At 71.5% G+C, this 21,949-nt stretch carries 21 protein-coding genes and 1 tRNA gene; 13 read left to right on the forward strand and 9 right to left on the reverse strand.

Going from position 1 to position 21,949, the window contains the following annotated elements:
- Positions 1-40: 40 nt before the first annotated feature.
- From acs to ACIGAQ_RS20875, 5 genes are all read left to right on the forward strand, one after another.
- Positions 41-1,999, forward strand: coding sequence for an acetate--CoA ligase (acs, locus tag ACIGAQ_RS20855; RefSeq protein WP_311677958.1), 1,959 nt, complete (start codon positions 41-43; stop codon positions 1,997-1,999).
- A 200-nt stretch (positions 2,000-2,199) separates the two neighbouring features.
- Positions 2,200-3,636, forward strand: a complete 1,437-nt coding sequence (gene nhaA / locus ACIGAQ_RS20860; RefSeq protein ID WP_399784858.1) for a Na+/H+ antiporter NhaA — start codon at positions 2,200-2,202, stop codon at positions 3,634-3,636.
- Positions 3,637-3,756: 120 nt separating this feature from the next.
- Positions 3,757-4,245, forward strand: coding sequence for a phage holin family protein (locus ACIGAQ_RS20865; RefSeq protein WP_311677961.1), 489 nt, complete (start codon positions 3,757-3,759; stop codon positions 4,243-4,245).
- Entirely contained in the window at positions 4,242-5,180 is a 939-nt protein-coding gene (locus ACIGAQ_RS20870; RefSeq protein ID WP_362276508.1) for an alpha/beta hydrolase, read from the forward strand. Before ACIGAQ_RS20865 ends, ACIGAQ_RS20870 begins: the two co-directional genes overlap by 4 nt.
- A 128-nt stretch (positions 5,181-5,308) precedes the next feature.
- Positions 5,309-5,491, forward strand: coding sequence for a hypothetical protein (locus tag ACIGAQ_RS20875; RefSeq protein ID WP_078602692.1), 183 nt, complete (start codon positions 5,309-5,311; stop codon positions 5,489-5,491).
- A 62-nt stretch (positions 5,492-5,553) separates the two neighbouring features.
- Here ACIGAQ_RS20875 and ACIGAQ_RS20880 read toward each other — a convergent pair whose 3' ends face one another.
- The 3 genes from ACIGAQ_RS20880 to nth all read right to left on the reverse strand — a co-directional run bounded on the left by ACIGAQ_RS20880 (position 5,554) and on the right by nth (position 8,606).
- The gene (locus tag ACIGAQ_RS20880; protein ID WP_399784862.1) at positions 5,554-6,753 is read right to left on the reverse strand and encodes a MarP family serine protease; all 1,200 of its coding nucleotides are present in this window, start codon (positions 6,751-6,753) and stop codon (positions 5,554-5,556) included.
- Positions 6,754-6,766: 13 nt separating this feature from the next.
- Positions 6,767-7,462, reverse strand: a complete 696-nt coding sequence (locus tag ACIGAQ_RS20885) for an NUDIX hydrolase (protein WP_399784865.1) — start codon at positions 7,460-7,462, stop codon at positions 6,767-6,769.
- A 211-nt stretch (positions 7,463-7,673) separates the two neighbouring features.
- The gene (gene nth / locus ACIGAQ_RS20890) at positions 7,674-8,606 is read right to left on the reverse strand and encodes an endonuclease III (protein WP_399784868.1); all 933 of its coding nucleotides are present in this window, start codon (positions 8,604-8,606) and stop codon (positions 7,674-7,676) included.
- 440 nt (positions 8,607-9,046) lie between these two features.
- On the opposite strand from nth, the gene ACIGAQ_RS20895 reads away from it, so the two are divergent.
- Together ACIGAQ_RS20895 and ACIGAQ_RS20900 are read left to right on the forward strand one after the other, a co-directional pair.
- On the forward strand, positions 9,047-9,721 hold the full coding sequence (locus ACIGAQ_RS20895; protein WP_031115987.1) for a Crp/Fnr family transcriptional regulator: 675 nt from the start codon (positions 9,047-9,049) through the stop codon (positions 9,719-9,721).
- 174 nt (positions 9,722-9,895) lie between these two features.
- The gene (locus ACIGAQ_RS20900) at positions 9,896-10,777 is read left to right on the forward strand and encodes a nucleotidyltransferase (protein WP_399785876.1); all 882 of its coding nucleotides are present in this window, start codon (positions 9,896-9,898) and stop codon (positions 10,775-10,777) included.
- A gap of 28 nt (positions 10,778-10,805) precedes the next feature.
- Here the strand turns inward: ACIGAQ_RS20900 and ACIGAQ_RS20905 are convergent, their stop codons facing one another.
- The 4 genes from ACIGAQ_RS20905 to ACIGAQ_RS20920 all read right to left on the reverse strand — a co-directional run bounded on the left by ACIGAQ_RS20905 (position 10,806) and on the right by ACIGAQ_RS20920 (position 13,214).
- On the reverse strand, positions 10,806-11,636 hold the full coding sequence (locus ACIGAQ_RS20905; protein ID WP_311677969.1) for an MBL fold metallo-hydrolase: 831 nt from the start codon (positions 11,634-11,636) through the stop codon (positions 10,806-10,808).
- Complete coding sequence (locus tag ACIGAQ_RS20910; protein WP_362276497.1) at positions 11,633-12,511, reverse strand: NUDIX hydrolase; 879 nt, start codon at positions 12,509-12,511, stop codon at positions 11,633-11,635. Before ACIGAQ_RS20910 ends, ACIGAQ_RS20905 begins: the two co-directional genes overlap by 4 nt.
- Positions 12,512-12,594: 83 nt before the next feature.
- Complete coding sequence (locus ACIGAQ_RS20915) at positions 12,595-13,056, reverse strand: RidA family protein (protein ID WP_094054720.1); 462 nt, start codon at positions 13,054-13,056, stop codon at positions 12,595-12,597.
- Positions 13,056-13,214, reverse strand: coding sequence for a DUF4177 domain-containing protein (locus ACIGAQ_RS20920; protein ID WP_003991873.1), 159 nt, complete (start codon positions 13,212-13,214; stop codon positions 13,056-13,058). Before ACIGAQ_RS20920 ends, ACIGAQ_RS20915 begins: the two co-directional genes overlap by 1 nt.
- Positions 13,215-13,332: 118 nt before the next feature.
- Here ACIGAQ_RS20920 and ACIGAQ_RS20925 point away from each other — a divergent pair, with 118 nt between their 5' ends.
- Positions 13,333-14,310 (forward strand): ArsA-related P-loop ATPase, encoded by a 978-nt coding sequence (locus tag ACIGAQ_RS20925; protein WP_311677974.1) that lies wholly within the window; start codon positions 13,333-13,335, stop codon positions 14,308-14,310.
- Between the two features lie 214 nt (positions 14,311-14,524).
- Positions 14,525-15,943 (forward strand): ArsA family ATPase, encoded by a 1,419-nt coding sequence (locus tag ACIGAQ_RS20930; RefSeq protein WP_311677977.1) that lies wholly within the window; start codon positions 14,525-14,527, stop codon positions 15,941-15,943.
- Between the two features lie 185 nt (positions 15,944-16,128).
- On the opposite strand, the gene wblA is transcribed toward ACIGAQ_RS20930, so the two are convergent.
- Complete coding sequence (gene wblA, locus ACIGAQ_RS20935) at positions 16,129-16,467, reverse strand: transcriptional regulator WblA (RefSeq protein WP_179272479.1); 339 nt, start codon at positions 16,465-16,467, stop codon at positions 16,129-16,131.
- Positions 16,468-16,874: 407 nt separating this feature from the next.
- Between wblA and ACIGAQ_RS20940 the strand changes: the two genes are divergently transcribed.
- A complete protein-coding gene (locus ACIGAQ_RS20940; protein ID WP_399784876.1) occupies positions 16,875-19,199 on the forward strand; it encodes a transglycosylase domain-containing protein in 2,325 nt (774 codons plus the stop codon).
- A 203-nt stretch (positions 19,200-19,402) separates the two neighbouring features.
- Here ACIGAQ_RS20940 and ACIGAQ_RS20945 read toward each other — a convergent pair whose 3' ends face one another.
- On the reverse strand, positions 19,403-19,867 hold the full coding sequence (locus ACIGAQ_RS20945) for a GatB/YqeY domain-containing protein (RefSeq protein WP_031115996.1): 465 nt from the start codon (positions 19,865-19,867) through the stop codon (positions 19,403-19,405).
- Between the two features lie 134 nt (positions 19,868-20,001).
- On the opposite strand from ACIGAQ_RS20945, the gene ACIGAQ_RS20950 reads away from it, so the two are divergent.
- The 3 genes from ACIGAQ_RS20950 (at position 20,002) to ACIGAQ_RS20960 (ending at position 21,949) form a co-directional block, all read left to right on the forward strand.
- A complete protein-coding gene (locus tag ACIGAQ_RS20950) occupies positions 20,002-20,928 on the forward strand; it encodes a metallophosphoesterase (protein WP_311677981.1) in 927 nt (308 codons plus the stop codon).
- Between the two features lie 131 nt (positions 20,929-21,059).
- Complete coding sequence (locus tag ACIGAQ_RS20955; protein ID WP_399784879.1) at positions 21,060-21,830, forward strand: Pr6Pr family membrane protein; 771 nt, start codon at positions 21,060-21,062, stop codon at positions 21,828-21,830.
- 47 nt (positions 21,831-21,877) lie between these two features.
- Positions 21,878-21,949 (forward strand) — tRNA-Pro (locus ACIGAQ_RS20960).

The following is a 21,949-nucleotide window of genomic DNA, read 5'->3' on the forward strand; positions in this document are numbered from 1 at the left end:
ACGAAAGCCTGGCCAACCTGCTGCGGGAGGAGACGGGACGATGAGCGAGAATTCCTCCCTTTCCAACCTGCTCAAGGAAGAGCGCAGGTTCGCACCCCCCGCCGACCTGGCCGCGAACGCCAACGTCACCGCGGAGGCGTATGAACAGGCCAAGGCTGACAGGCTCGGCTTCTGGGCCGAGCAGGCCCGCCGGCTGACCTGGGCCAAGGAGCCCACCGAGACGCTCGACTGGTCGAACCCGCCGTTCGCCAAGTGGTTCAAGGACGGCGAGCTCAACGTCGCCTACAACTGCGTCGACCGGCACGTCGAGGCCGGCCACGGCGACCGGGTCGCCATCCACTTCGAGGGCGAGCCCGGCGACAGCCGCGCGCTCACCTACGCCGAGCTCAAGGACGAGGTCTCCAAGGCGGCCAACGCGCTGCTGGAACTGGGAGTTCAGGCCGGGGACCGGGTCGCCGTCTACATGCCGATGATCCCCGAGACGGCGATCGCGATGCTGGCCTGCGCCCGCATCGGCGCCGCCCACTCGGTCGTCTTCGGCGGCTTCTCCTCCGACGCGCTCGCCACCCGCATCCAGGACGCCGACGCGCGCGTGGTCATCACCTCCGACGGCGGCTACCGGCGCGGCAAGCCGTCCGCGCTCAAGCCGGCCGTGGACGAGGCCGTGGCGAAGGCGGGCAACGTCGAGCACGTCCTGGTCGTGCGCCGCACGGGCCAGGAGGTCGCCTTCACCGAGGGCCGCGACGTGTGGTGGCACGACCTGGTGGGCCGCCAGAGCGCGGAGCACACCCCGCAGGCGTTCGGCGCCGAGCACCCGCTGTTCATCCTGTACACCTCGGGCACCACGGGTAAGCCGAAGGGCATCCTGCACACCTCCGGCGGCTACCTCACCCAGACCGCCTACACCCACCACGCCGTCTTCGACCTCAAGCCGGAGACCGACGTCTACTGGTGCACCGCCGACGTCGGCTGGGTCACCGGCCACTCGTACATCGTCTACGGCCCGCTGGCCAACGGCGCCACGCAGGTCATGTACGAGGGCACGCCCGACACCCCGCACCAGGGCCGCTTCTGGGAGATCGTGCAGAAGTACGGCGTGACGATCCTCTACACGGCGCCGACCGCGATCCGTACGTTCATGAAGTGGGGCGACGACATCCCCGCCAAGTTCGACCTGTCCAGCCTGCGCGTGCTGGGCTCGGTGGGCGAGCCGATCAACCCCGAGGCGTGGATCTGGTACCGCAAGAACATCGGCGGCGACCGCACCCCGATCGTCGACACCTGGTGGCAGACCGAGACCGGCGCGATGATGATCACCCCGCTGCCGGGCGTGACCGCCACCAAGCCCGGCTCCGCGCAGACCCCGCTGCCCGGCATCTCCGCCACCGTCGTCGACGACGAGGCCAACGAGGTGCCGAACGGTGGCGGTGGCTACCTGGTGCTGACCGAGCCGTGGCCGTCGATGCTGCGCACCATCTGGGGTGACGACCAGCGGTTCATCGACACGTACTGGTCGCGCTTCGAGGGCAAGTACTTCGCCGGTGACGGCGCCAAGAAGGACGACGACGGCGACATCTGGCTGCTCGGCCGGGTCGACGACGTCATGCTCGTCTCCGGGCACAACATCTCCACCACCGAGGTCGAGTCGGCCCTCGTCTCGCACCCGTCGGTCGCCGAGGCGGCCGTGGTCGGCGCGGCGGACGAGACGACCGGGCAGGCGATCGTCGCGTTCGTGATCCTGCGCGGCACGGCCTCCGAGACCGAGGACCTGGTCGGCGAGCTGCGCACGCACGTCGGCAACACCCTCGGCCCGATCGCCAAGCCCAAGCGGATCCTGCCGGTGGCCGAGCTGCCGAAGACCCGCTCCGGCAAGATCATGCGCCGGCTGCTGCGGGACGTCGCCGAGAACCGCCAGCTCGGTGACGTCACCACGCTGACGGACTCCACGGTCATGGACCTCATCCAGGCCAAGCTGCCGGCCGCGCCCAGCGAGGACTGATCGCCCCGCGCATGACGGAAGCCACGGAGGGCACCCGGCGGTCGGTCCGCCGGGTGCTCTCCGCACACCCCCGCCGCAAGATCAGGGGATGCGGACGGCGACACCCTTAGCTAAGCTAAGAAAAAACATGTGCTCCATGGTGCGCCGGGAAGTCTGGTCGGCATGTGCTCAGCCCTGCCCACCGACCGGAGGTCTCCCCCGTGACCGCGCCCCGCTCCAGCACCCCCCGCAAGGTCCTCGGACGGCTCTCGCTCCCCGAGCGGACCTATGTGGCGGACGCCCTGCGCACCGAGACGGTCGGCGGGGTGCTGCTGCTCGCCGCCGCGGTCGCCGCGCTGCTGTGGGCGAACATCCCCGGGCTGCACGACAGCTACGAGAGCGTCGCCCACTTCCACTTCGGCCCCGCCGCCCTCGGCCTCGACCTGTCGGTCGCGCACTGGGCCGCCGACGGACTGCTCGCGATCTTCTTCTTCGTCGCCGGCATCGAACTCAAGCGTGAACTGGTCGCCGGTGATCTGCGCGACCCCAAGGCCGCCGCGCTCCCGGTCGTGGCCGCCCTGTGCGGCATGGCGATACCGGCGCTCGTCTACACCCTCACCAACGTCACCGGCGGTGGTTCCCTGGCCGGCTGGGCCGTGCCGACCGCCACCGACATCGCCTTCGCGCTCGCCGTGCTCGCGGTCATCGGCACCTCGCTGCCGAGCGCGCTGCGGGCCTTCCTGCTCACGCTCGCCGTCGTCGACGACCTGTTCGCGATCCTGATCATCGCCGTGTTCTTCACGGACGGGCTGAACTTCGCCGCGCTCGGCGGTGCCGTGGCCGGCCTGGCCGTCTTCTGGCTGCTGCTGCGCAGCGGCGTACGCGGCTGGTACGTGTACGTGCCGCTCGCGCTGGTGATCTGGGCGCTGATGTACAACAGCGGCGTCCACGCCACCATCGCCGGTGTCGCCATGGGCCTGATGCTGCGCTGCCACCGCAAGGAGGGCGAGGCGCACTCCCCCGGCGAGCACATCGAGCACCTGGTCCGGCCGCTGTCGGCCGGACTGGCCGTACCGCTGTTCGCGCTGTTCAGCGCGGGTGTCGCCGTGTCCGGCGGGGCGCTCGCGAGGGTGTTCACCACGCCCGAGACCCTCGGAGTCGTGCTCGGACTGGTCGTCGGCAAGGCGCTCGGCATCTTCGGCGGGACCTGGCTGACGGCCCGTTTCACCCGGGCCTCGCTCAGCGAGGACCTCGAATGGGCGGACGTGTTCGCCGTGTCGAGCCTCGCCGGCATCGGTTTCACCGTCTCGCTGCTCATCGGCGAACTCGCCTTCGAGGACGACCAGGCCATGACCGGCGCGGTCAAGGCCGCGGTGCTCGTGGGCTCGCTCATCGCCGCGATCCTCGCGACCGTCCTGCTGAAGATCCGCAACGCCAAGTACCGTCGCCTCTGGGAGGAAGAGGAGCGCGACGAGGACGCCGACGGCATCCCGGACATCTACGAGGAGGACGATCCGGCCTACCACCTGCGCCTGGCCGAACGCTACGAACGCAAGGCCGCCGAGCACCGCCGGATCGCCCGGGAGAAGGCAGACGCGCGCCACGGGCTTGCCGAAGTGCCGGGCGGGGCAGGCGATGACCGCGACGGTCCGGCATGATCTGACGAGACGGTACAAAAGACGGGACCGTACGCAGTCAGGCCGTACGCAGTCGGACGACTGTGGCGAGTCAGGCACAGGACGCGGAAATCGGACCGTACGCAGAAGAGGGAGACCGCGATGAGCGCACCCGACGGCAGCCCGGTCGGCGCCGAACGCAGCATCGGCCAGCTGTTCGCCTCGGCGACGGCGGACATGTCGGCGCTGGTGCACGACGAGATCGCGCTGGCCAAGGCCCAGCTCAAGCAGGACGTCAAGCGCGGCGCGACCAGCGGCGGCGCGTTCTCGCTGGCCGGCGCGGTGCTGATCTTCTCCCTGCCGATGCTGAACTTCGCGCTGGCGTACGGCATCCGCACCTGGAGCGAGTGGAACCTGGCGGTCTGCTTCCTGCTGTCCTTCGCGGCGAACGTGCTGGTCGCGGGCGTCCTCGCGCTGGTCGGCGTGGTCTTCGCGAAGAAGGCCAAGAAGAGCAAGGGCCCGCAGAAGGTCGCCGCCTCGATGAAGAAGAGCGCGGTCGTCCTGCAGAACGCCAAGCCGCACCCGCGCCCCGAGCTCACCCAGGACCGGGTCCCCGAGGCCATCGAGGCTGTGGCACGCTCGTCGTCATGACGGACCCCGCCCCCGCCCCGGCACAACCGGCCTCGGCCGTACTCCTGGACGGCCCCTGGAGCCACCGCGACGTCGCCGCCAACGGCGCCCGCTTCCACATCGCCGAGCTGGGCGACGGGCCGCTGGTGCTGCTGCTGCACGGTTTCCCGCAGTTCTGGTGGACCTGGCGGCACCAGCTGGTCGCGCTCGCCGACGCGGGCTTCCGGGCCGTCGCGATGGACCTGCGCGGTGTCGGGGGCAGCGACCGCACACCGCGCGGCTACGACCCCGCCAACCTCGCGCTCGACGTCACCGGGGTCATCCGCTCGCTCGGCGAGCCGGACGCCGCGCTCGTCGGCCACGACCTGGGCGGATACCTGGCGTGGACGGCCGCCGCGATGCGCCCGAAGCTGGTGCGGCGGCTGGCGGTCGCCTCCATGCCGCACCCGCGGCGCTGGCGCTCGGCCATGCTGCGGGACGTCAAGCAGACCCGCGCCGGTTCACACATCTGGGGGTTCCAGCGGCCCTGGATCCCGGAACGCCAGCTCACCGCCGACGACGGAGCGCTCGTGGCCGGGCTGATCCAGGAGTGGTCCGGGCCGCGCCCCCCGGAGGAGGAGGCGCTGGAGAACTACCGCCGCGCCATGTGCATCCCCTCGGCGGCCCACTGCGCGGTCGAGCCGTACCGCTGGATGGTGCGCTCCCTGGCCCGCCCGGACGGCATCCAGTTCAACCGGCGGATGAAGCGGCCGGTGCGCGTGCCGACGCTCCATCTGCACGGCTCGCTCGACCCCGTGATGCGCACGCGCAGCGCGGCCGGCTCCGGCGAGTACGTCGAAGCCCCCTACCGCTGGCGGCTGTTCGACGGCCTCGGCCACTTCCCGCACGAGGAGGACCCGGTCGCCTTCTCGTCGGAGCTCATCAACTGGCTGCGGGATCCCGAACCCGATCGGTGACCGCGCGACCCCGTCCGGTACGCCCCGCCTGAACGCATGTCCTACGAACGGCCACTTGCCCGGCGCATAGGCCAATTGGACCCGCCGGAGGCGGTTATCGACCATGCGGCGGGGGCACACGTCGGGGTATGGGCTGGACGCACGATTACAGTGACGCAAGCCGCAATCGCCGCTCGGCGGGCGGAGCGAACCCCCACCAACGCAGCGGTGCACCGCAGATGGCGACCGCCGACCCCAGGGTCGGGATCCCGCGCATCCTCCGCCGCCGGGCCCGCTGGGTCTCCGTACGACTGCGCCACACACGCGACTGACGCGTCACCCCCGCGAGTGACACGCGCGTGACGCGCCGGCGCACCCGGCTCCAGGACCGTCCCTAGAGGGCGCAGCTGTCGCTGCCCACCTGCCGGTTGGCGGTGCGGCCCTTGGTGATGTCGTCCTGGATCTCGTCGACGGTGAGCGCGTATCCCGTCTCGGCGTCGTCGAGGGACTTGGCGAACACCACGCCGTAGACCTTGCCGTCGGGCGTGAGGAGCGGGCCGCCGGAGTTGCCCTGGCGGACGGTCGCGTACAGGGAGTAGACGTCGCGGCGGACCGTGCCGCGGTGGTAGATGTCCGGGCCGTTGGCCGTGATGCGCCCTCGCACGCGCGCGGCCCGCACGTCGTACGCCCCGTTCTCCGGGAAACCCGCGACGATCGCGCCGTCTCCGCTGCTCGCGTCGCCGGTGGTGAAGCGCAGCGCGGGTGCCTTGAGGTCCGGCACGTCCAGGACGGCGATGTCGCGCCGCCAGTCGTAGAGCACGACCGTGGCGTCGTACTTCCTGCCCTCGCCGCCTATCTGCACGGTGGGCTCGTCGACGCCGCCCACCACGTGCGCGTTGGTCATGACCCGGCGGTCGGCGAAGACGAAACCGGTGCCCTCCAGGACCTTGCCGCAGCTCGGGGCCGTGCCCATGACCTTGACGATGGAGCGCTGGGCACGGGTCGCGACCGGGCTGTTCGCCAGGGCCGGGTCGGGCGGCCGGACGTCGGTGATCGGCTCGTTCGCGAACGGGCTGAAGACCTGTGGGAAGCCGTTCTGCGCAAGGACGGAGGAGAAGTCCGCGAACCAGGTGGCGGCCTGGTCCGGCAGCGCCTGGGAGACGCCGAGCAGCACCTTGGAGTTGCGGACCTCCTTGCCGAGCGTCGGCAGGGTCGTCCCCGCGAGGGCCGAGCCGATCAGCCAGGCGACCAGGAGCATCGCCACGACGTTGACCAGGGCACCGCCGGTGGCGTCCAGCGCCCGGGCCGGGGACCAGGTGATGTGCCGGCGCAGCTTGTTGCCAAGGTGGGTGGTGAGGGCCTGGCCGACGGAGGCGCAGACGATGACGACGACGACCGCCACGACGGCCGCGGTCGTGCTCACCTCCGCGTTGTCCGTGAGCGCGTCCCAGATGACGGGCAGCACGTAGACCGCGACGAGGCCACCGCCCAGGAAGCCGATCACCGACAGGATGCCGACGACGAACCCCTGGCGGTACCCGACGACCGCGAACCACACGGCGGCGACCAGCAACAAGATGTCCAGCACGTTCACGAAGGCCACCCTGTCATGCGCGCCAGTCGAGCGGGACCTGCTTCTCCCGGTCCCAGGGCCGCTCCCAGCCCGCGTAGTGCAGCAACCGGTCGATGATTCCGGCCGTGAAACCCCAGACAAGGGCTGATTCGACCAGAAATGCCGGACCTCGATGGCCGCTGGGGTGGACCGTGGTCGCCCTGTTCGCCGGGTCCGTGAGATCCACCACGGGGACGGTGAAGACCCTGGCCGTCTCGTTCGGATCGACGACGCCGACCGGGCTCGGCTCGCGCCACCAGCCCAGCACCGGTGTCACGACGAAACCGCTGACCGGGATGTAGAGACGGGGCAGGACGCCGAACAGCTGGACGCCGGCCGGGGCGAGGCCCGTCTCCTCCTCCGCCTCGCGCAGGGCGGCGCGCAGCGGACCGTCACCCTGTGGATCGCCGTCCTCCGGGTCGAGGGCGCCGCCCGGGAACGAGGGCTGGCCGGCGTGTGCCCGCAAGGAGCTCGCGCGCTCCATCAGCAGCAGCTCGGGCCCGCGCTCGCCCTCCCCGAAGAGGACCAGCACGGCGGACTGCCGCCCGGCGCCGTCCTTCGGCGGCAGGAAGCGGCTGAGCTGCGTCGGCCGGACCGTCTCCACGGCGTGCACCACCGGGTCCAGCCAGGCGGGCAGGCCCTCCTTGGTCACCGTCACCGGCCCGCCCTGTGTGCCGCTCGCCCGCGTCATCGCCACCCCCGTCGTCCTGCCGCTTCCAACGCCCGGCACCCCCGCGATCGTTCCGGAACGGAACGCGATCCACCCTGCGGGGGGCTCGTGGAGCGGCCGGGAGGGCGCGCGGGACGCACGCGGCGGCTCGCACGATCAGCAGCGCGCCCCGCCGGCTCTCCGCCGCGGGGCGCGGGACGGACCGGGCGGGCCGTACCGCCGGTGGGGCACCTCATCCGGCCCCCAGCGGCGGGGCCGGTTTGCCGCCCGCGTCCAGGTACGCCTGCGGGGGCCGCAGACGCTGCCCCGGGAAGCCGCCCTTCTCGTACTTGAGGAGCTTCCTCGCCTTCTCCGGGTCCGTCTCGCCCTCCCCGTACGCGGGGCAGAGCGGGGCGATCGGGCAGGCGCCGCACGCGGGCTTGCGGGCGTGGCAGATACGGCGGCCGTGCCAGATGACGTGGTGCGAGAGGTCCGTCCAGTCGCTCTTCGGGAAGAGCGCGCCGACCGCGGCCTCGATCTTGTCCGGGTCGGTCTCGGCGGTCCACTGCCAGCGGCGCACCAGGCGCTGGAAGTGCGTGTCGACGGTGATGCCGGGGCGCCCGAAGGCGTTGCCGAGCACGACGAACGCCGTCTTGCGGCCGACGCCGGGCAGTTTGACCAGGTCCTCCAGCCGGCCGGGCACCTCGCCGCCGAACTCCTCGACCAGGGCCTTCGACAACCCTATGACCGACTTCGTCTTGGCCCGGAAGAAGCCGGTCGGGCGCAGGATCTCCTCGACCTCCTCCGGGTCGGCGGCGGCCAGGTCCTCCGGGGTGGGGTACTTGGCGAAGAGGGCGGGGGTCGTCTGGTTGACGCGCAGGTCGGTGGTCTGCGCGGAGAGCACCGTGGCGACGACGAGCTGGAAGGGGTTGTCGAAGTCCAGCTCGGGGTGGGCGTACGGATAGACCTCGGCGAGCTCGCGGTTGATCCGGCGGGCCCGGCGCACCAGCGCCGTGCGCGACTCGCCGCCCGGCGGGTGGACGACGGCCTTCGCGGGGGCCGTGCCCTTGACCCGGGCCGTGGCCTTCTTGGGCGCGACGGCGACCTTCTTGGCGGCGGGGGCCTTTTTGACCGGAGCCGCCTTCTTCGCGGGGGTCGCCTTCTTGGCGGTCGCTGCCTTCTTCACAGAAGCGGCCTTCTTGGCGGCAGCCGCCTTCTCCGCGGAAGCGGCATCACTCGCAGCAGCCGCTTTCTTCGCAGGCGCGGGCTTCTTCGCAGGAGCAGCCTTCCTCTCGGCCGCCCCTGTCGCTTTCGCCGTTTTCCTACCGCCATCGGGGCTCTGTTCGCCCACAGCGGAATCGCGACGTACAACCACCCGCGCAGCCCCCTCGGCCTGTGCTCTCACCGGCGATTTGGACACCCGGCCAGCCTAAGGCCAGGCACTGACATCCGCCCCGGCCCTCGAAGATCGGCGCCCAATTGGACCCCTGCCGCGTACCCCGGGACACCTGTGCGGCATCCTTGTGACAGATCACACTGCTTGGACCGTCCGGCAAAATGGGCACCACGGTCCCCTGGTACGCGGGGGAGCAAGATCCCCTGAGCAGGTCGAAAGGGAGAGAACTCGTGGACGACGTTCTGCGGCGCAATCCGCTCTTCGCGGCGCTCGATGACGAGCAGGCCGCGGAGCTCCGCGCCTCCATGAGTGAGGTGACCCTCGCCCGCGGTGACTCGCTGTTCCACGAGGGCGACCCCGGTGACCGCCTCTACGTGGTCACCGAGGGCAAGGTCAAGCTGCACCGCACGTCCCCCGACGGCCGGGAGAACATGCTGGCCGTGGTCGGCCCCGGCGAGCTCATCGGCGAGCTGTCGCTGTTCGACCCGGGTCCGCGCACGGCCACGGCCACCGCGCTGACCGAGGTGAAGCTGCTCGGCCTCGGCCACGGCGACCTCCAGCCCTGGCTGAACGCCCGGCCCGAGGTGGCCTCGGCGCTCCTGCGCGCCGTCGCCCGCCGGCTGCGCAAGACCAACGACGCGATGTCCGACCTCGTCTTCTCGGACGTGCCGGGTCGTGTCGCCCGCGCCCTGCTCGACCTGTCGCGCCGGTTCGGCGTGCAGTCGGAGGAGGGCATCCACGTGGTGCACGACCTCACGCAGGAGGAGCTCGCCCAGCTGGTCGGCGCGTCCCGCGAGACGGTCAACAAGGCCCTGGCGGACTTCGCCCAGCGTGGCTGGCTGCGCCTGGAGGCCCGCGCGGTGATCCTCCTGGACGTGGAGCGCCTCGCCAAGCGCTCGCGCTGACGCGAACCCGGCCGTACGTCATCGGGCCCTGCCTCCTCGGGAGACGGGGCCCGACGTCGTGAACGCCCCGGGACAACGCCTGGAAAACCGGCGGCGCCGCGAGCCCGCTCGCGCCACAGTGACCACATGACCGGCAGCACGAGTGACCGCATGAACGGCAGCGCGAGTGACCGCATGAGCGGCAGCGCGAGCAACCGACTGACCGGCGGCGCGCGTGACCGCGGGACCGGCGGCACCACGGCCCGCCCCGGACTCGACGCACAGGGCTTCCTGGTCCGCGAGGGCTCCCTCGCGCGCGTGCCCCGCCCCTTCCGCCCGGTCGTCGCCGCGACCAGGAAGCGCCTGACGGACGTGTTCGGCCCCCGGCTGCACAGCGCGTACCTCTACGGGTCCGTTCCGCGCGGCACCGCGCGCGTGGGCCGCAGCGACCTCGACCTGCTGCTCGCCCTGCACGAGGAGCCGACCGGGGCGGACCGGGCCGACGCCCTCGCGCTCGGTGCGGCGCTGGACGGGGAGTTCGGCCAGATCGACGGGTGCGGCACCCTGCTGTTCAGCCGGGCGCGGCTGCTGAGCGACCTGGAGCGGTACGACCTGGGCTGGTTCGTCGCCTGTCTGTGCACACCGCTGCTGGGCGAGGACCTGGCCGCGCGGCTGCCCCGCTACCGCCCCGACACCCTGCTGGCCCGCGAGACCAACGGCGATCTGCACCTGCTCCTGCCCCGCTGGCGCCGGCGGATCGACGAGGCGGAGGACACGGCCGAGGCCCGTCGCCCGCTGGTGCGTTCCCTGTCCCGGCACCTCGTCCGCACCGGCTTCACCCTCGTCATGCCCCGCTGGAACGGATGGACCAGCAATCTGCGGGAGATGGCCGAGGCGTTCGCCGGGTTCTACCCGGAGCGTGCCGGGCAGCTGCGGGACGCGGCCGTGCTGGGCCTGGAGCCGACGGGCGACGCCGTCGTCCTCAGGTCCTACGCGGACGATCTCGGGCCCTGGCTCGCCGGGGAGTACGCGCGCGTGCACGGCGTCAAAGCGCCCCGCCCTCCGGGCTGGTCCTAGCGCCCTCGGGCCCGTGTGAGGGGAGCCCCTAGATGAGCCCGTGCTCCTCCAGGTAGTCCAGCTGCGCCCGCACGGACAGTTCCGCCGCCGGCCACAGGGAGCGGTCGACGTCGGCGTAGACGTGGGCGACGACCTCGGCCGGGGAGCGGTGGCCGTCCTCGACGGCGGTCTCGACCTGGGCGAGGCGGGTGGCACGGTGGGCGAGGTAGTACTCGACGGCGCCCTGGGCGTCCTCCAGGACCGGCCCGTGGCCCGGCAGGACCGTGTGGACGCCGTCGTCGACCGTGAGGGACCTCAGGCGGCGCAGGGAGTCCAGGTAGTCGCCGAGACGGCCGTCCGGGTGGGCCACGACCGTGGTGCCGCGGCCCAGGACCGTGTCACCGGTCAGGACCGCCCCGTCGGCCGGGATGTGGAAGCAGAGGGAGTCCGACGTGTGGCCGGGCGTGGGGACGACGCGGAGTTCCAGCCCGCCGGTGGTGACGACGTCCCCGGCGGCCAGCCCCTCGTCGCCGAGGCGCAGCGCCGGATCCAGGGCACGCACGCGCGTGCCGGTCAGCTCGGCGAACCGGGCGGCGCCCGCGGCGTGGTCCGGGTGGCCGTGGGTCAGCAGGGTCAGGGCGACGCGCCGGCCGGCCCGCTCGGCGGTGGCGACGACCTGGCGCAGGTGTCCTTCGTCCAGCGGGCCGGGGTCGACCACGACGGCGAGGTCGGAGTCCGGCTCGGACAGGATCCAGGTGTTCGTGCCGTCGAGGGTCATCGCCGACGGGTTGGGGGCCAGGACGTTGACGGCCCGCGCGGTGGCGGGCCCCGAGAGGGCCCCGCCCCGGGGGCGGCCGGGAAGGGCTGCTGCGTCCGTCATGCGGGGGCTCCACCGGTCGGGGCGGTCGGGATGTGCTTGGTGAACTCGTCGTGGCCGGGCCAGGAGAGCACGATCTCGCCGTCCACCAGCCGGGCGGTGGCCAGCACGGGCGTGAGGTCACGGCCGGGGGCCGCGGCGAGGGCCTCGGCGGCCGTCCCGTACGCCGTCAGCTGGCGCAGTGTCGAGATGGTCGGCGGCATCATCAGCAGCTCGCCCCGGTCGTACCCGGCGGCCGCCTCGCGCGGGGCGATCCACACCGTGCGGTCGGCCTCCGTGGAGGCGTTGCGGGTGCGCTGCCCCTCGGGGAGGGCGGCCACGAAGAAGAAGGTGTCGTAGCGGCGGGCCTCGAACTCGGGGGTGATCCAGCGCGTCCAGGCGCCGAGCAGGTCCGAGCGCAGGACCAGTCCGCGGCGGTCCAGGAACTCGGCGAAGGACAGGTCCCGCGCGACCAGGGCGGCACGGTCGGCCTCCCAGTCGGCGCCGGTGGTGTCCCCGACGACCGCGTCGGGCGCCGGGCCGGCGAGCAGCACGCCCGCCTCCTCGTACGTCTCCCGCACGGCCGCGCAGACGATCGCCTGGGCGGCCGTCTCGTCGACGCCGAGCCGGTCCGCCCACCACGCGCGCGTGGGGCCCGCCCAGCGGACGTGGTGCTCGTCGTCGCGCGGATCGACGCCGCCGCCCGGATACGCGTACGCGCCTCCGGCGAAGGCCATGGAGGCGCGTCGGCGCAGCATGTGGACGGCCGGGCCGCCGCCCGTGTCCTTCAGGAGCATGACGGTGGCCGCGCGCCTGGGGGTCACCGGGGTGAGGGTGCCGGCCGCGAGTGCGCGGATGCGGTCCGGCCACTCCGGGGGGTACCACTGACCGTTCGCCATGGGCGCGAGGCTATCCCGTGACGGGCGGATGTTCGAGTGGCCCCCGGGGGGCGGATCGCGCAGCTCGGGCGGGTGACGGGGTGCTACGCGAGCTCCACCTGGATCTCGACCTCCACCGGCGCGTCCAGCGGCAGCACCGCCACGCCGACCGCGCTGCGCGCGTGCACGCCCTTGTCGCCGAGGACCTCGCCGAGCAGCTCGCTCGCGCCGTTCAGCACGGCGGGCTGGCCCGTGAAGTCCGAGGCCGAGGCGACGAAGCCGACGACCTTCACCACGCGCGCGATGCGGTCCAGGTCACCGGCGACGGACTTCACGGCGGCCAGGGCGTTCAGCGCACACGTGCGTGCCAGCTCCTTGGCCTCCTCCGGGGTGACCTCCGCGCCGACCTTGCCGGTGACCGGAAGCTTGCCGTCCACCATCGGCAGCTGCCCGGCGGTGTAGACGTACGGGCCGGACTGCACGGCCGGCTGGTACGCGGCGAGCGGCGGGACGACGTCGGGCAGGGCCAGGCCGAGCTCGGCCAGCTTCGCCTCGACGGCGCCCATTACTGCTTCTCCCGCTTCAGGTAGGCGACGAGCTGCTCGGGGTTGTTCGGCCCGGGCACGACCTGGACGAGCTCCCAGCCGTCCTCGCCCCAGGTGTCCAGAATCTGCTTCGTGGCGTGGACGAGCAGCGGCACGGTTGCGTATTCCCACTTGGTCATGCGGCCGACTTTAGCCCCTGTCCGAGCGGGGTCACGGCCGCGGTCCGGGGCCGGCCCCGGCACGGGTTGTCCACAGCCTCCCGCGTAGCCCGGGCACGGACTGGTTAGGCTCGAATACGTGAGCAGGCTCCAGGTCGTCAGCGGCAAGGGCGGTACCGGCAAGACCACGGTGGCCGCGGCCCTAGCGCTGGCCCTGGCCACGGAGGGGAAGCGAACGCTTCTCGTCGAGGTCGAGGGCCGTCAGGGCATCGCGCAGCTCTTCGAGACCGAAGCGCTGCCTTATGAGGAGCGGAAGATCGCCGTCGCTCCCGGGGGCGGGGAGGTGTACGCACTGGCCATCGACCCCGAACTGGCCCTTCTGGACTACCTCCAGATGTTCTACAAGCTGGGCAGCGCCGGGCGGGCGCTGAAGAAGCTCGGCGCGATCGACTTCGCGACCACCATCGCGCCCGGCCTCAGGGACGTCCTCCTGACCGGCAAGGCCTGCGAGGCGGTGCGGCGCAAGGAGCGCAGCGGCCGGTTCGTGTACGACTACGTCGTCATGGACGCCCCGCCCACCGGGCGCATCACCCGTTTCCTGAACGTCAACGACGAGGTGGCGGGGTTGGCGAAGATCGGCCCGATACACAATCAGGCGCAGGCCGTGATGCGGGTGCTGAAGTCGCCCGAGACGGCCGTGCACCTGGTCACGCTGCTGGAGGAGATGCCCGTCCAGGAGACCGCGGACGGCATCGCCGAGCTGCGGTCGGCGCGGCTGCCGGTGGGGCGGATCATCGTGAACATGGTGCGGCCGGAGGTGCTGGACGCGGCCGACCTGGAACTCGTACGCACGGTCCCGCGTTCCTCTGTCGCACGGTCGCTGTCGTCCGCCGGGCTCGGCGGGGCGCGGCGCGGCGGGCACGCGGAGCGGCTGGTGGACCCGCTGCTCACGCAGGCCGAGGAGTACGCCGAGCGGTACGCGCTGGAGCACGAGCAGCGCGCGGCCCTCGCCGAGCTGGGCCTGCCGCTGCACGAACTGCCGCTGTTCACCGAGGGCATGGACCTGGCGGGGCTGTACGAGCTGGCCCGTGAACTGCGCGAGCAGGACGTGTCATGAGCCGGGGACCGGCAGGACCCGCCACGGGCACGAGCCGGGCGGGAAAGGCAAGGCCCGCCACGAGCACGGGCCGGGCGGGACAGGCAAGGCCCGCCACGAGCACGGGCCCGGTGGGACGGGCACGGCGTGTCATGAGCCGGCTGGGGCAGGCGGAGTCGCCCGTCAGGGGGCCGGGACAGGCAAGGACCGTCACGAGTCGGAAGCAGGGGATGTCATGAGCCGTCCGGACCCGGCCCACGCGCACGACGCGGCCCGCCCCCACCTCGCCCCCGCGCGCCTGCTCGACGTGGATCCGCTGCTCCAGGACCCGAAGACCCGGATCGTGGTCTGCTGCGGCTCGGGCGGGGTCGGCAAGACCACGACGGCCGCAGCGCTGGGCCTGCGCGCGGCCGAGCGGGGCCGCAAGGTCGTCGTGCTGACCATCGACCCGGCCCGCCGGCTCGCCCAGTCCATGGGCATCGACTCCCTGGACAACACCCCGCGCCGGGTGAAGGGCATCGACGACTCCGCGGGCGGTGAGCTGCACGCGATGATGCTCGACATGAAGCGCACCTTCGACGAGATCGTCGAGGCGCACGCGGACCCCGAGCGGGCGGCGGCCATCCTGGGCAATCCCTTCTACCAGTCGCTCTCTGCGGGCTTCGCGGGCACGCAGGAGTACATGGCGATGGAGAAGCTCGGGCAGCTTCGCTCCCGGGACGAGTGGGACCTGATCGTCGTCGACACCCCGCCGTCGCGCTCGGCACTGGACTTCCTGGACGCGCCCAAGCGGCTCGGGTCGTTCCTGGACGGGCGGCTGATCCGGCTGCTGACGGCCCCGGCGAAGCTGGGCGGCCGCGCCGGGATGAAGTTCCTGAACGTCGGCATGTCGATGATGACCGGCACCCTCGGCAAGCTGCTGGGCGGTCAGCTCCTGAAGGACGTCCAGACGTTCGTCTCCGCGATGGACACCACCTTCGGCGGCTTCCGCACGCGCGCGGACGCCACGTACAAGCTGCTCCAGGCCCCCGGCACGGCCTTCCTCGTGGTCGCGGCCCCGGAGCGGGACGCGCTGCGCGAGGCCGCCTACTTCGTGGAGCGCCTGGCCGCGGAGGACATGCCGCTGGCGGGTCTGGTGCTCAACCGGGTCCACGGCAGCGGCGCCGACCGGCTGTCGGCCGAGCGGGCACTCGCCGCCGCGGAAAATCTTGAAGAACCCCGCATTGTGGATCAGGAGGGCGGGAAAGCAGTACTTCGTAACTCCCCCGACGCACAGGACAGTTCAGACTCTCCCACGCCCGAAACACCAGCTCGTGCCGCTGGTCCGGCATCCGACGGTGGCTCCCCCGCCGAGGACGCAGAGGACACCGAAGGCAGCGAGGACGCCCAGGAGCCCGGCTCGGCCGAGCGGTCCGTCGACCAGCTCACGGCCGGCCTGCTGAGGCTGCACGCCGACCGGATGCAGCTGCTCTCCCGTGAGCAGCGCACACGTGACCGCTTCACCGCGCTCCACCCCGAGGTGGCCGTGACGGAAGTGGCCGCGCTGCCCGGCGATGTGCACGACCTCGCGGGACTGCGCGCCATCGGCGACCGCCTCGCCGCCGACGAGCGCGAGCTGCCCGACCCGGCCGAGGTGCCCGGGGCACCTGCCTGAGTGCCTGAGCACGCCCAGGCGAAGCCCTGGGACAGCGCCGGCACGACGAACAGCCCTGTAACGGCGAAGAGCCTGGTGACGGCGGAAGGCCCGGTGACGGCGAAGGGCCCGGTGATGGCGAAGGGCCCGGTGATGGCGAAGGGCCCGGTGAAGGGCCCTCGGACCTGCGGAGCTCCCGGAGGAGCTCAGCTCACCGCCGCGTAGTTCTCGTAGATCTCGTCGTCGTCGAGGGGCACGACACCCGTGCCGCGCTCGTACTCCGTGCGCGCCGTCTCCAGCAGCCGGCGCCAGGAGGTCACCGTCGGCCGCCTGCGCAGCAGTGCGCGGCGCTCCCGCTCCGTCATGCCTCCCCACACGCCGAACTCGACGCGGTTGTCCAGCGCGTCGGCCAGGCACTCCGTGCGCACCGGGCATCCGGTGCACACCGCCTTGGCCCTGTTCTGCGCTGCTCCTTGAACGAACAGTTCATCCGGATCGGTAGTGCGGCAGGCCGCCTGCGCACTCCAGTCGGTTACCCAGCCCATACCGGCGCCGTCCTCTCCCGAATCGAGGCTCCCCCACGGCGGCAGCGGCATATTCACCGCCGCCAGTTGAGGACGTTACGGAAGGTGGGCACAGCGCAACACCCCCAGCGGGCCCAATCTTGAATGGTCCGAACGGACTATGGGTAAGCGGCAGATCACCCGGGGGAGTGAGCTGGTGACATACATGACTTTCCCGCCAAAACGGGACAGTTCAGTTGCGTCACAACGGACGCCGTATGACACACAAGGCGGATTCGGACACGACCCACCAAAAAAGTTGGGGAACATCCGGAACGATTCGGGGTCGCCGGACGTATTGATACGTGGCCTCACTGCTGTGACAGTTGGGAGCAGCTTAGGCCAAGGCATATACGCCTGTCCGGCGAATGAGAACGTAGGCTGCCCTCATGCCAAAGAAGCGCTCGGGCGGTGGTCTGTCTCCCACGCAGCAGGCCGCCAAGTTCCTCGGTGTCAGTGTCCTCGCGGGGGCCGTGCTGGCCGGCATCGCGCTGCCCGCGGTGGGTGCGCTGGGGCTGGCGGCGAAGGGATCGGTCGAGAGCTTCGACGAGCTCCCGGCCAACCTCAAGACCCCGCCGCTGAGTCAGCGGACCACCATCCTCGACGCGGACGGCGGCCAGATCGCCACCGTCTACTCGCGCGACCGTACGGTGGTCCCCCTCAAGGACATGTCGCCGTACATGCAGAAGGCGATCGTCGCGATCGAGGACTCGCGCTTCTACGAGCACGGAGCGGTCGACCTCAAGGGCGTGTTGCGTGCCCTCAACAAGAACGCCCGCAGCGGTGAGGTCGCCCAGGGCGCCTCGACGCTGACGCAGCAGTACGTGAAGAACGTCTTCGTCGAGGAGGCCGGCGACGACCCGACGAAGGTCGCCCAGGCCACCCAGCAGACCATCGGCCGCAAGATCCGCGAGCTCAAGTACGCGATCCAGGTCGAGGAGGAGCTGGGCAAGAAGAAGATCCTCGAGAACTACCTGAACATCACGTTCTTCGGCCAGCAGGCCTACGGCGTCGAGGCCGCGGCCCGGCGCTACTTCTCCAAGTCGGCCAAGAACCTGAACGTCCAGGAGGCGGCCCTCCTCGCCGGCATCGTCCAGTCGCCCAGCCGGTACGACCCGGTCAACGACGAGGCGGAGGCCACCAAGCGCCGCAACATCGTGCTGCGCCGCATGGCCGAGGTCGGCGACATCTCGCGGGCGCAGGCCGCCGAGGCGATGAAGGCCCCGCTGGGCCTGAAGGTCAGCAAGCCCCGCAACGGCTGCATCACGGCGGTCAAGGGCGCGGGCTTCTTCTGCGACTACGTGCGCGAGGTCTTCCTGACGGACCCGGTCTTCGGCAAGTCCCGCAAGGCCCGGGCGAAGATCTGGAACCAGGGCGGTCTCACCATCCGCACGACGATGGACCCGCAGGCCCAGGACGCGGCCCAGCGGTCCATCAAGGACCACGTCTACAAGAGCGACGAGGTGGCCACGGCCGCCACGGTCGTCCAGCCCGGCACCGGCAAGATCCTCGCCATGGGCCAGTCGCGTCCGTACGGATTCAAGAAGAACGAGACGCAGATCAACCTCTCCGTCGACCAGGGCATGGGCGGCGGCATGGGCTACCAGCCCGGTTCGACGTTCAAGCCGATCGTGGCCGCGGCCGCCCTGGAGGACGGCATGCCGTCGAACAAGGTGTACTCGTCGCCGTACCAGATGGCCTACCCCTCGCCGGTCTCGGCCTGTGACGGCAAGACCTGGCAGAACGACCGCAGCAACCCGGCCCGGCTGGAGAACGAGAACGAGTCCGAGGTCGGCCCGTACGACATGAAGGAGGCGACCGCCAAGTCGGTCAACACCTACTACGTGCAGATGATCAGCGACATCGGCATCTGCCCGGTGACGACCATGGCGAAGAAGATGGGCGTCGTGCGGGCCGACGGCGACAAGATGCCGCAGGTGCCGTCCATCGCTCTCGGCACGCAGGAGATGTCCCCGCTGACCATGGCGAACGCGTACGCGACCTTCGCCTCGCGGGGCATGTACTGCACGCCGGTCGCCATCGAGTCGGTCAGCCAGCGGGTCGGCGACGCGTCCAAGAAGCTCGAGGTTCCGAAGTCGACGTGCTCGCGCGCCATGTCGGAGGAGACCGCCGACACGATCAACGGGCTGCTGAAGGGCGTCGTCGAGGACGGCACAGGTTCGAAGGCGGGCCTGGACGGCCGCCCCAGCGCGGGCAAGACGGGTACGACGGACGAGCGCTACGCGGCCTGGTTCGTGGGCTACACGCCGAACATGGCCGGTGCGGTGTGGGTCGGCGACCCGGCGCACAAGCGGAAGATGGTCAACATCACCATCGGCGGCCGCTCGCACAGCAAGGTCTTCGGTGGTGAGGTGCCCGGACCGATCTGGCGCGACATGATGTCCGGCGCGCTGGAGGGCAAGCCCGTCGAGCGGTTCAACGACGTCCACATCCCCGACGGCATCGACCGCGACCGCGGCGACGGGGACCGGGGCGACGACGGCGGCCGTGACGACGGCAACAACGGCGACAACGGCGGCAATGGCGGCAATGGCGGCAACGACGGCCTCTTCGGCGGCCTGGTCGGGGGCAACAACAACGGCGGAGGCGGAGGCGGCGACCCTCTTCCGACCCCGTCGTTCTCCCTCCCGGAGGGCTTCTTCCGGGGGCAGGACAACGGAGGCGGCAACGGCAACGGAGGCCGCTTCGGCTGACGTGGCCGGCCGGGCTTCGGCTGACGTGGCCGGCCGGTGACTCGGCCGGCTGACGAAACGGATGCGGCCCCCTCCGACCGTACGGTCGGAGGGGGCCGCATCCGTTCTCCCGGCGTACCGGTGTACCGGGTACCACCGGTGTACCGGGTACCACCGGTGTACCGGGTACCACCGGTGTACCGGGTACCACCGGGGTCGGGCGGTCAGCCCGCCAGCAGCTTCTTCACCGCGGCGGCGACGCGGCCGCCCTCGGCCTGTCCCGCCACCTTCGGGTTCACGATCTTCATGACCGCGCCCATGGCCCGCGGCCCCTCCGCACCGGCCGCCTTGGCCTCCTCGACGGCCTGGGCCACGATCTGCTGGAGCTCCTCGTCGGACAGCTGCTTGGGCAGGTAACCGGCGAGCACCTCGCCCTCCGCCTTCTCCCGCTCCGCCTGCTCGGCCCGACCACCCTGCGCGAAGGCCTCGGCCGCCTCGCGCCGCTTCTTCGCCTCGCGGGTGATCACCTTCTGCACCTCGTCATCGGAGAGCTCGCGCTTCTCCTTGCCCGCGACCTCCTCCTTGGTGATCGCGGCGAGCGTCAGCCGGAGCGTCGAGGAGCGCAGCTCGTCGCGCTCCTTGATCGCGGCGTTGAGGTCATCCTGCAGCTTCGACTTGAGCGTGGTCATGGGGTCGATTGTCGCAGGTGCGACGGGAAAGGTGCCCCTCCATTTACGGGGCGGCAGCGCAAGGCCCCGTCGCGGCGGGCCATTTCACGCACCGCCGGACGCGGGCATCCCGCGCGGTCTGACACGATGGTCGTATGCGCGCGCGATACGGAGTCCCCCTGGGAATCGCGGCGGCTGGTGCCGCCGGTCTGTTGTACGCGGCGGGTTTCGAGGCCCGCTCCTTCCGCCTCCGCCGGGTCACCGTCCCGGTCCTGCCCCCGGGAATGCGCCCCCTGCGTGTGCTGCAGGTCTCCGACATCCACATGGTCGGCGGCCAGCGCAAGAAGCAGCGCTGGCTGCGGTCCCTGGCCGGTCTGCGTCCCGACTTCGTGATCAACACCGGCGACAACCTCTCCGACCCGGAGGGCGTCCCGGAGGTCCTGGACGCCCTCGGCCCGCTGATGGAGTTCCCGGGCGCGTACGTCTTCGGCTCCAACGACTACTACGGCCCCAAGCTGCGCAACCCCGCCCGCTACCTGCTGGAGAAGGCCCAGGGCCGCCACGGCCTGAACGGCAACGAGCCGGCGGTCGGCGCGGTGCACAACCCGTGGGAGGACCTGCGGGACGGTTTCGACGCGGCGGGCTGGCTCAACCTCACGAACACGCGCGGCACGCTCAAGATCGACGGCCTGTCGCTGGAACTGACCGGCCTGGACGACCCGCACATCAAGAGGGACCGCTACGAGCGGGTCGCCGGCGGCCCGTCGGAGTCCGCCGACTTCTCGATGGGGGTGGTCCACGCCCCGTACCTGCGCTCCCTGGACGCCTTCACGGCCGACGACTACCCCCTGATCCTGGCCGGCCACACCCACGGCGGCCAGCTCTGCATCCCCTTCTACGGCGCCCTGGTCACCAACTGCGACCTGGACACGGACCGGGTGAAGGGCCTGTCCACGCACTCGGCCGAGGGCCGTACGTCCTACCTTCACGTCTCGGCCGGCTGCGGCACGAACCGCTACACGCCGGTCCGCTTCGCGTGCCCGCCGGAGGCGACGCTGCTGACGCTGGTGGGGCGGGAGTAGCGGGAGTACGAATCGTGGGGCACGGGAGAAGGAGGCACGGGAGCACGGGAGAGGGGGCAACGGGGTAACGGGATAACCCACACAGCGGCGCCCGAATAGCCCCCTTTATCCGGTTCTGTCAGCTTGAGGGCATGACAGCCCCGATACCCAGGGACATCCCGGACCTCCCCGCGATCCCGCGCAAGCCGGTGCTCCTGCCCTCCCCTGTCCCGGCCACCGCCGTCGTCACGCCGGTCCGCCGCCCCGCGGCGGCGGCCTACCGCCTGCTGATCGCCCTCGCGGCGGCCGCCGGCGTGACCCTGGAACTGCTCCTCGACGACCCGTCCCGGGTCGCGGGCTACTTCGCGATCCAGGCGAACGCGCTCCTGGCCGTGGTCATGCTCTTCTCGGCCCGCCGGGCCTGGACGGCCGCCCGGCCCCTGCCCGGCTCCCTCCTGGGCGCGACCCTGCTCTACGTCGTCGTCGCGGCCCTGGTGCACCACCTGCTCCTCGCGAACGAGGCGAGCCCCTTCTCCCTCACGGGCGAGGCCGCCGCCCCGGCCGGCTGGCAGGCCCTGGCCCACCACACGCTCCACACGGTCACGCCGATCGCGGCCGTACTGGACTGGCTCCTGCTCACGAGCCCGGGCCGCCTGCGTCTGCGCCACGCCCCGGCCTGGCTGCTCTACCCCCTGGCCTACCTGGCCTTCTCCCTCACCCGGGGCGAGCTGCTCCTGCCGGGCACGACCGACCGCTACCTCTACCCGTTCCTGGACGTCGGCCAGGACGGCTACAAGCACGTCCTCGGCAACGCGCTCCTCCTGGGCCTGGCCATGTACGCCCTGGCTCTGCTCCTGGTGGGCCTGGACCACGCCCGCCCGGCCCTCATGCGCCACCGCGGCAAAACCGGATTTCGTCTCTAGCCACCGGTGGGCTAAAGTAAACGTCGTCGCCGCGACAGCAGCGACATCGGGGTGTAGCGCAGCTTGGCAGCGCGCTTCGTTCGGGACGAAGAGGTCGTGGGTTCAAATCCCGCCACTCC

Origin of the sequence: Streptomyces sp. NPDC085932 (assembly GCF_044540525.1) — a bacterium.
GTDB lineage: Bacteria > Actinomycetota > Actinomycetes > Streptomycetales > Streptomycetaceae > Streptomyces > Streptomyces levis.

Excerpts from the sequence above, each read along its gene's own strand:
- wblA (WP_179272479.1), bottom strand. The coding sequence starts at position 16,467 with ATGGGCTGGGTAACCGACTGGAGTGCGCAGGCGGCCTGCCGCACTACC.
- ACIGAQ_RS20940 (WP_399784876.1), top strand. The coding sequence starts at position 16,875 with ATGCCAAAGAAGCGCTCGGGCGGTGGTCTGTCTCCCACGCAGCAGGCC.
- acs (WP_311677958.1), top strand. The coding sequence starts at position 41 with ATGAGCGAGAATTCCTCCCTTTCCAACCTGCTCAAGGAAGAGCGCAGG.
- ACIGAQ_RS20885 (WP_399784865.1), bottom strand. The coding sequence starts at position 7,462 with ATGACGCGGGCGAGCGGCACACAGGGCGGGCCGGTGACGGTGACCAAG.
- ACIGAQ_RS20910 (WP_362276497.1), bottom strand. The coding sequence starts at position 12,511 with ATGGCGAACGGTCAGTGGTACCCCCCGGAGTGGCCGGACCGCATCCGC.
- ACIGAQ_RS20870 (WP_362276508.1), top strand. The coding sequence starts at position 4,242 with ATGACGGACCCCGCCCCCGCCCCGGCACAACCGGCCTCGGCCGTACTC.
- ACIGAQ_RS20875 (WP_078602692.1), top strand. The coding sequence starts at position 5,309 with ATGGGCTGGACGCACGATTACAGTGACGCAAGCCGCAATCGCCGCTCG.
- ACIGAQ_RS20905 (WP_311677969.1), bottom strand. The coding sequence starts at position 11,636 with ATGACGGACGCAGCAGCCCTTCCCGGCCGCCCCCGGGGCGGGGCCCTC.
- ACIGAQ_RS20865 (WP_311677961.1), top strand. The coding sequence starts at position 3,757 with ATGAGCGCACCCGACGGCAGCCCGGTCGGCGCCGAACGCAGCATCGGC.
- ACIGAQ_RS20930 (WP_311677977.1), top strand. The coding sequence starts at position 14,525 with ATGAGCCGTCCGGACCCGGCCCACGCGCACGACGCGGCCCGCCCCCAC.
- ACIGAQ_RS20900 (WP_399785876.1), top strand. The coding sequence starts at position 9,896 with ATGAGCGGCAGCGCGAGCAACCGACTGACCGGCGGCGCGCGTGACCGC.
- ACIGAQ_RS20955 (WP_399784879.1), top strand. The coding sequence starts at position 21,060 with ATGACAGCCCCGATACCCAGGGACATCCCGGACCTCCCCGCGATCCCG.
- ACIGAQ_RS20945 (WP_031115996.1), bottom strand. The coding sequence starts at position 19,867 with ATGACCACGCTCAAGTCGAAGCTGCAGGATGACCTCAACGCCGCGATC.
- ACIGAQ_RS20915 (WP_094054720.1), bottom strand. The coding sequence starts at position 13,056 with ATGGGCGCCGTCGAGGCGAAGCTGGCCGAGCTCGGCCTGGCCCTGCCC.
- ACIGAQ_RS20950 (WP_311677981.1), top strand. The coding sequence starts at position 20,002 with ATGCGCGCGCGATACGGAGTCCCCCTGGGAATCGCGGCGGCTGGTGCC.
- ACIGAQ_RS20920 (WP_003991873.1), bottom strand. The coding sequence starts at position 13,214 with ATGACCAAGTGGGAATACGCAACCGTGCCGCTGCTCGTCCACGCCACG.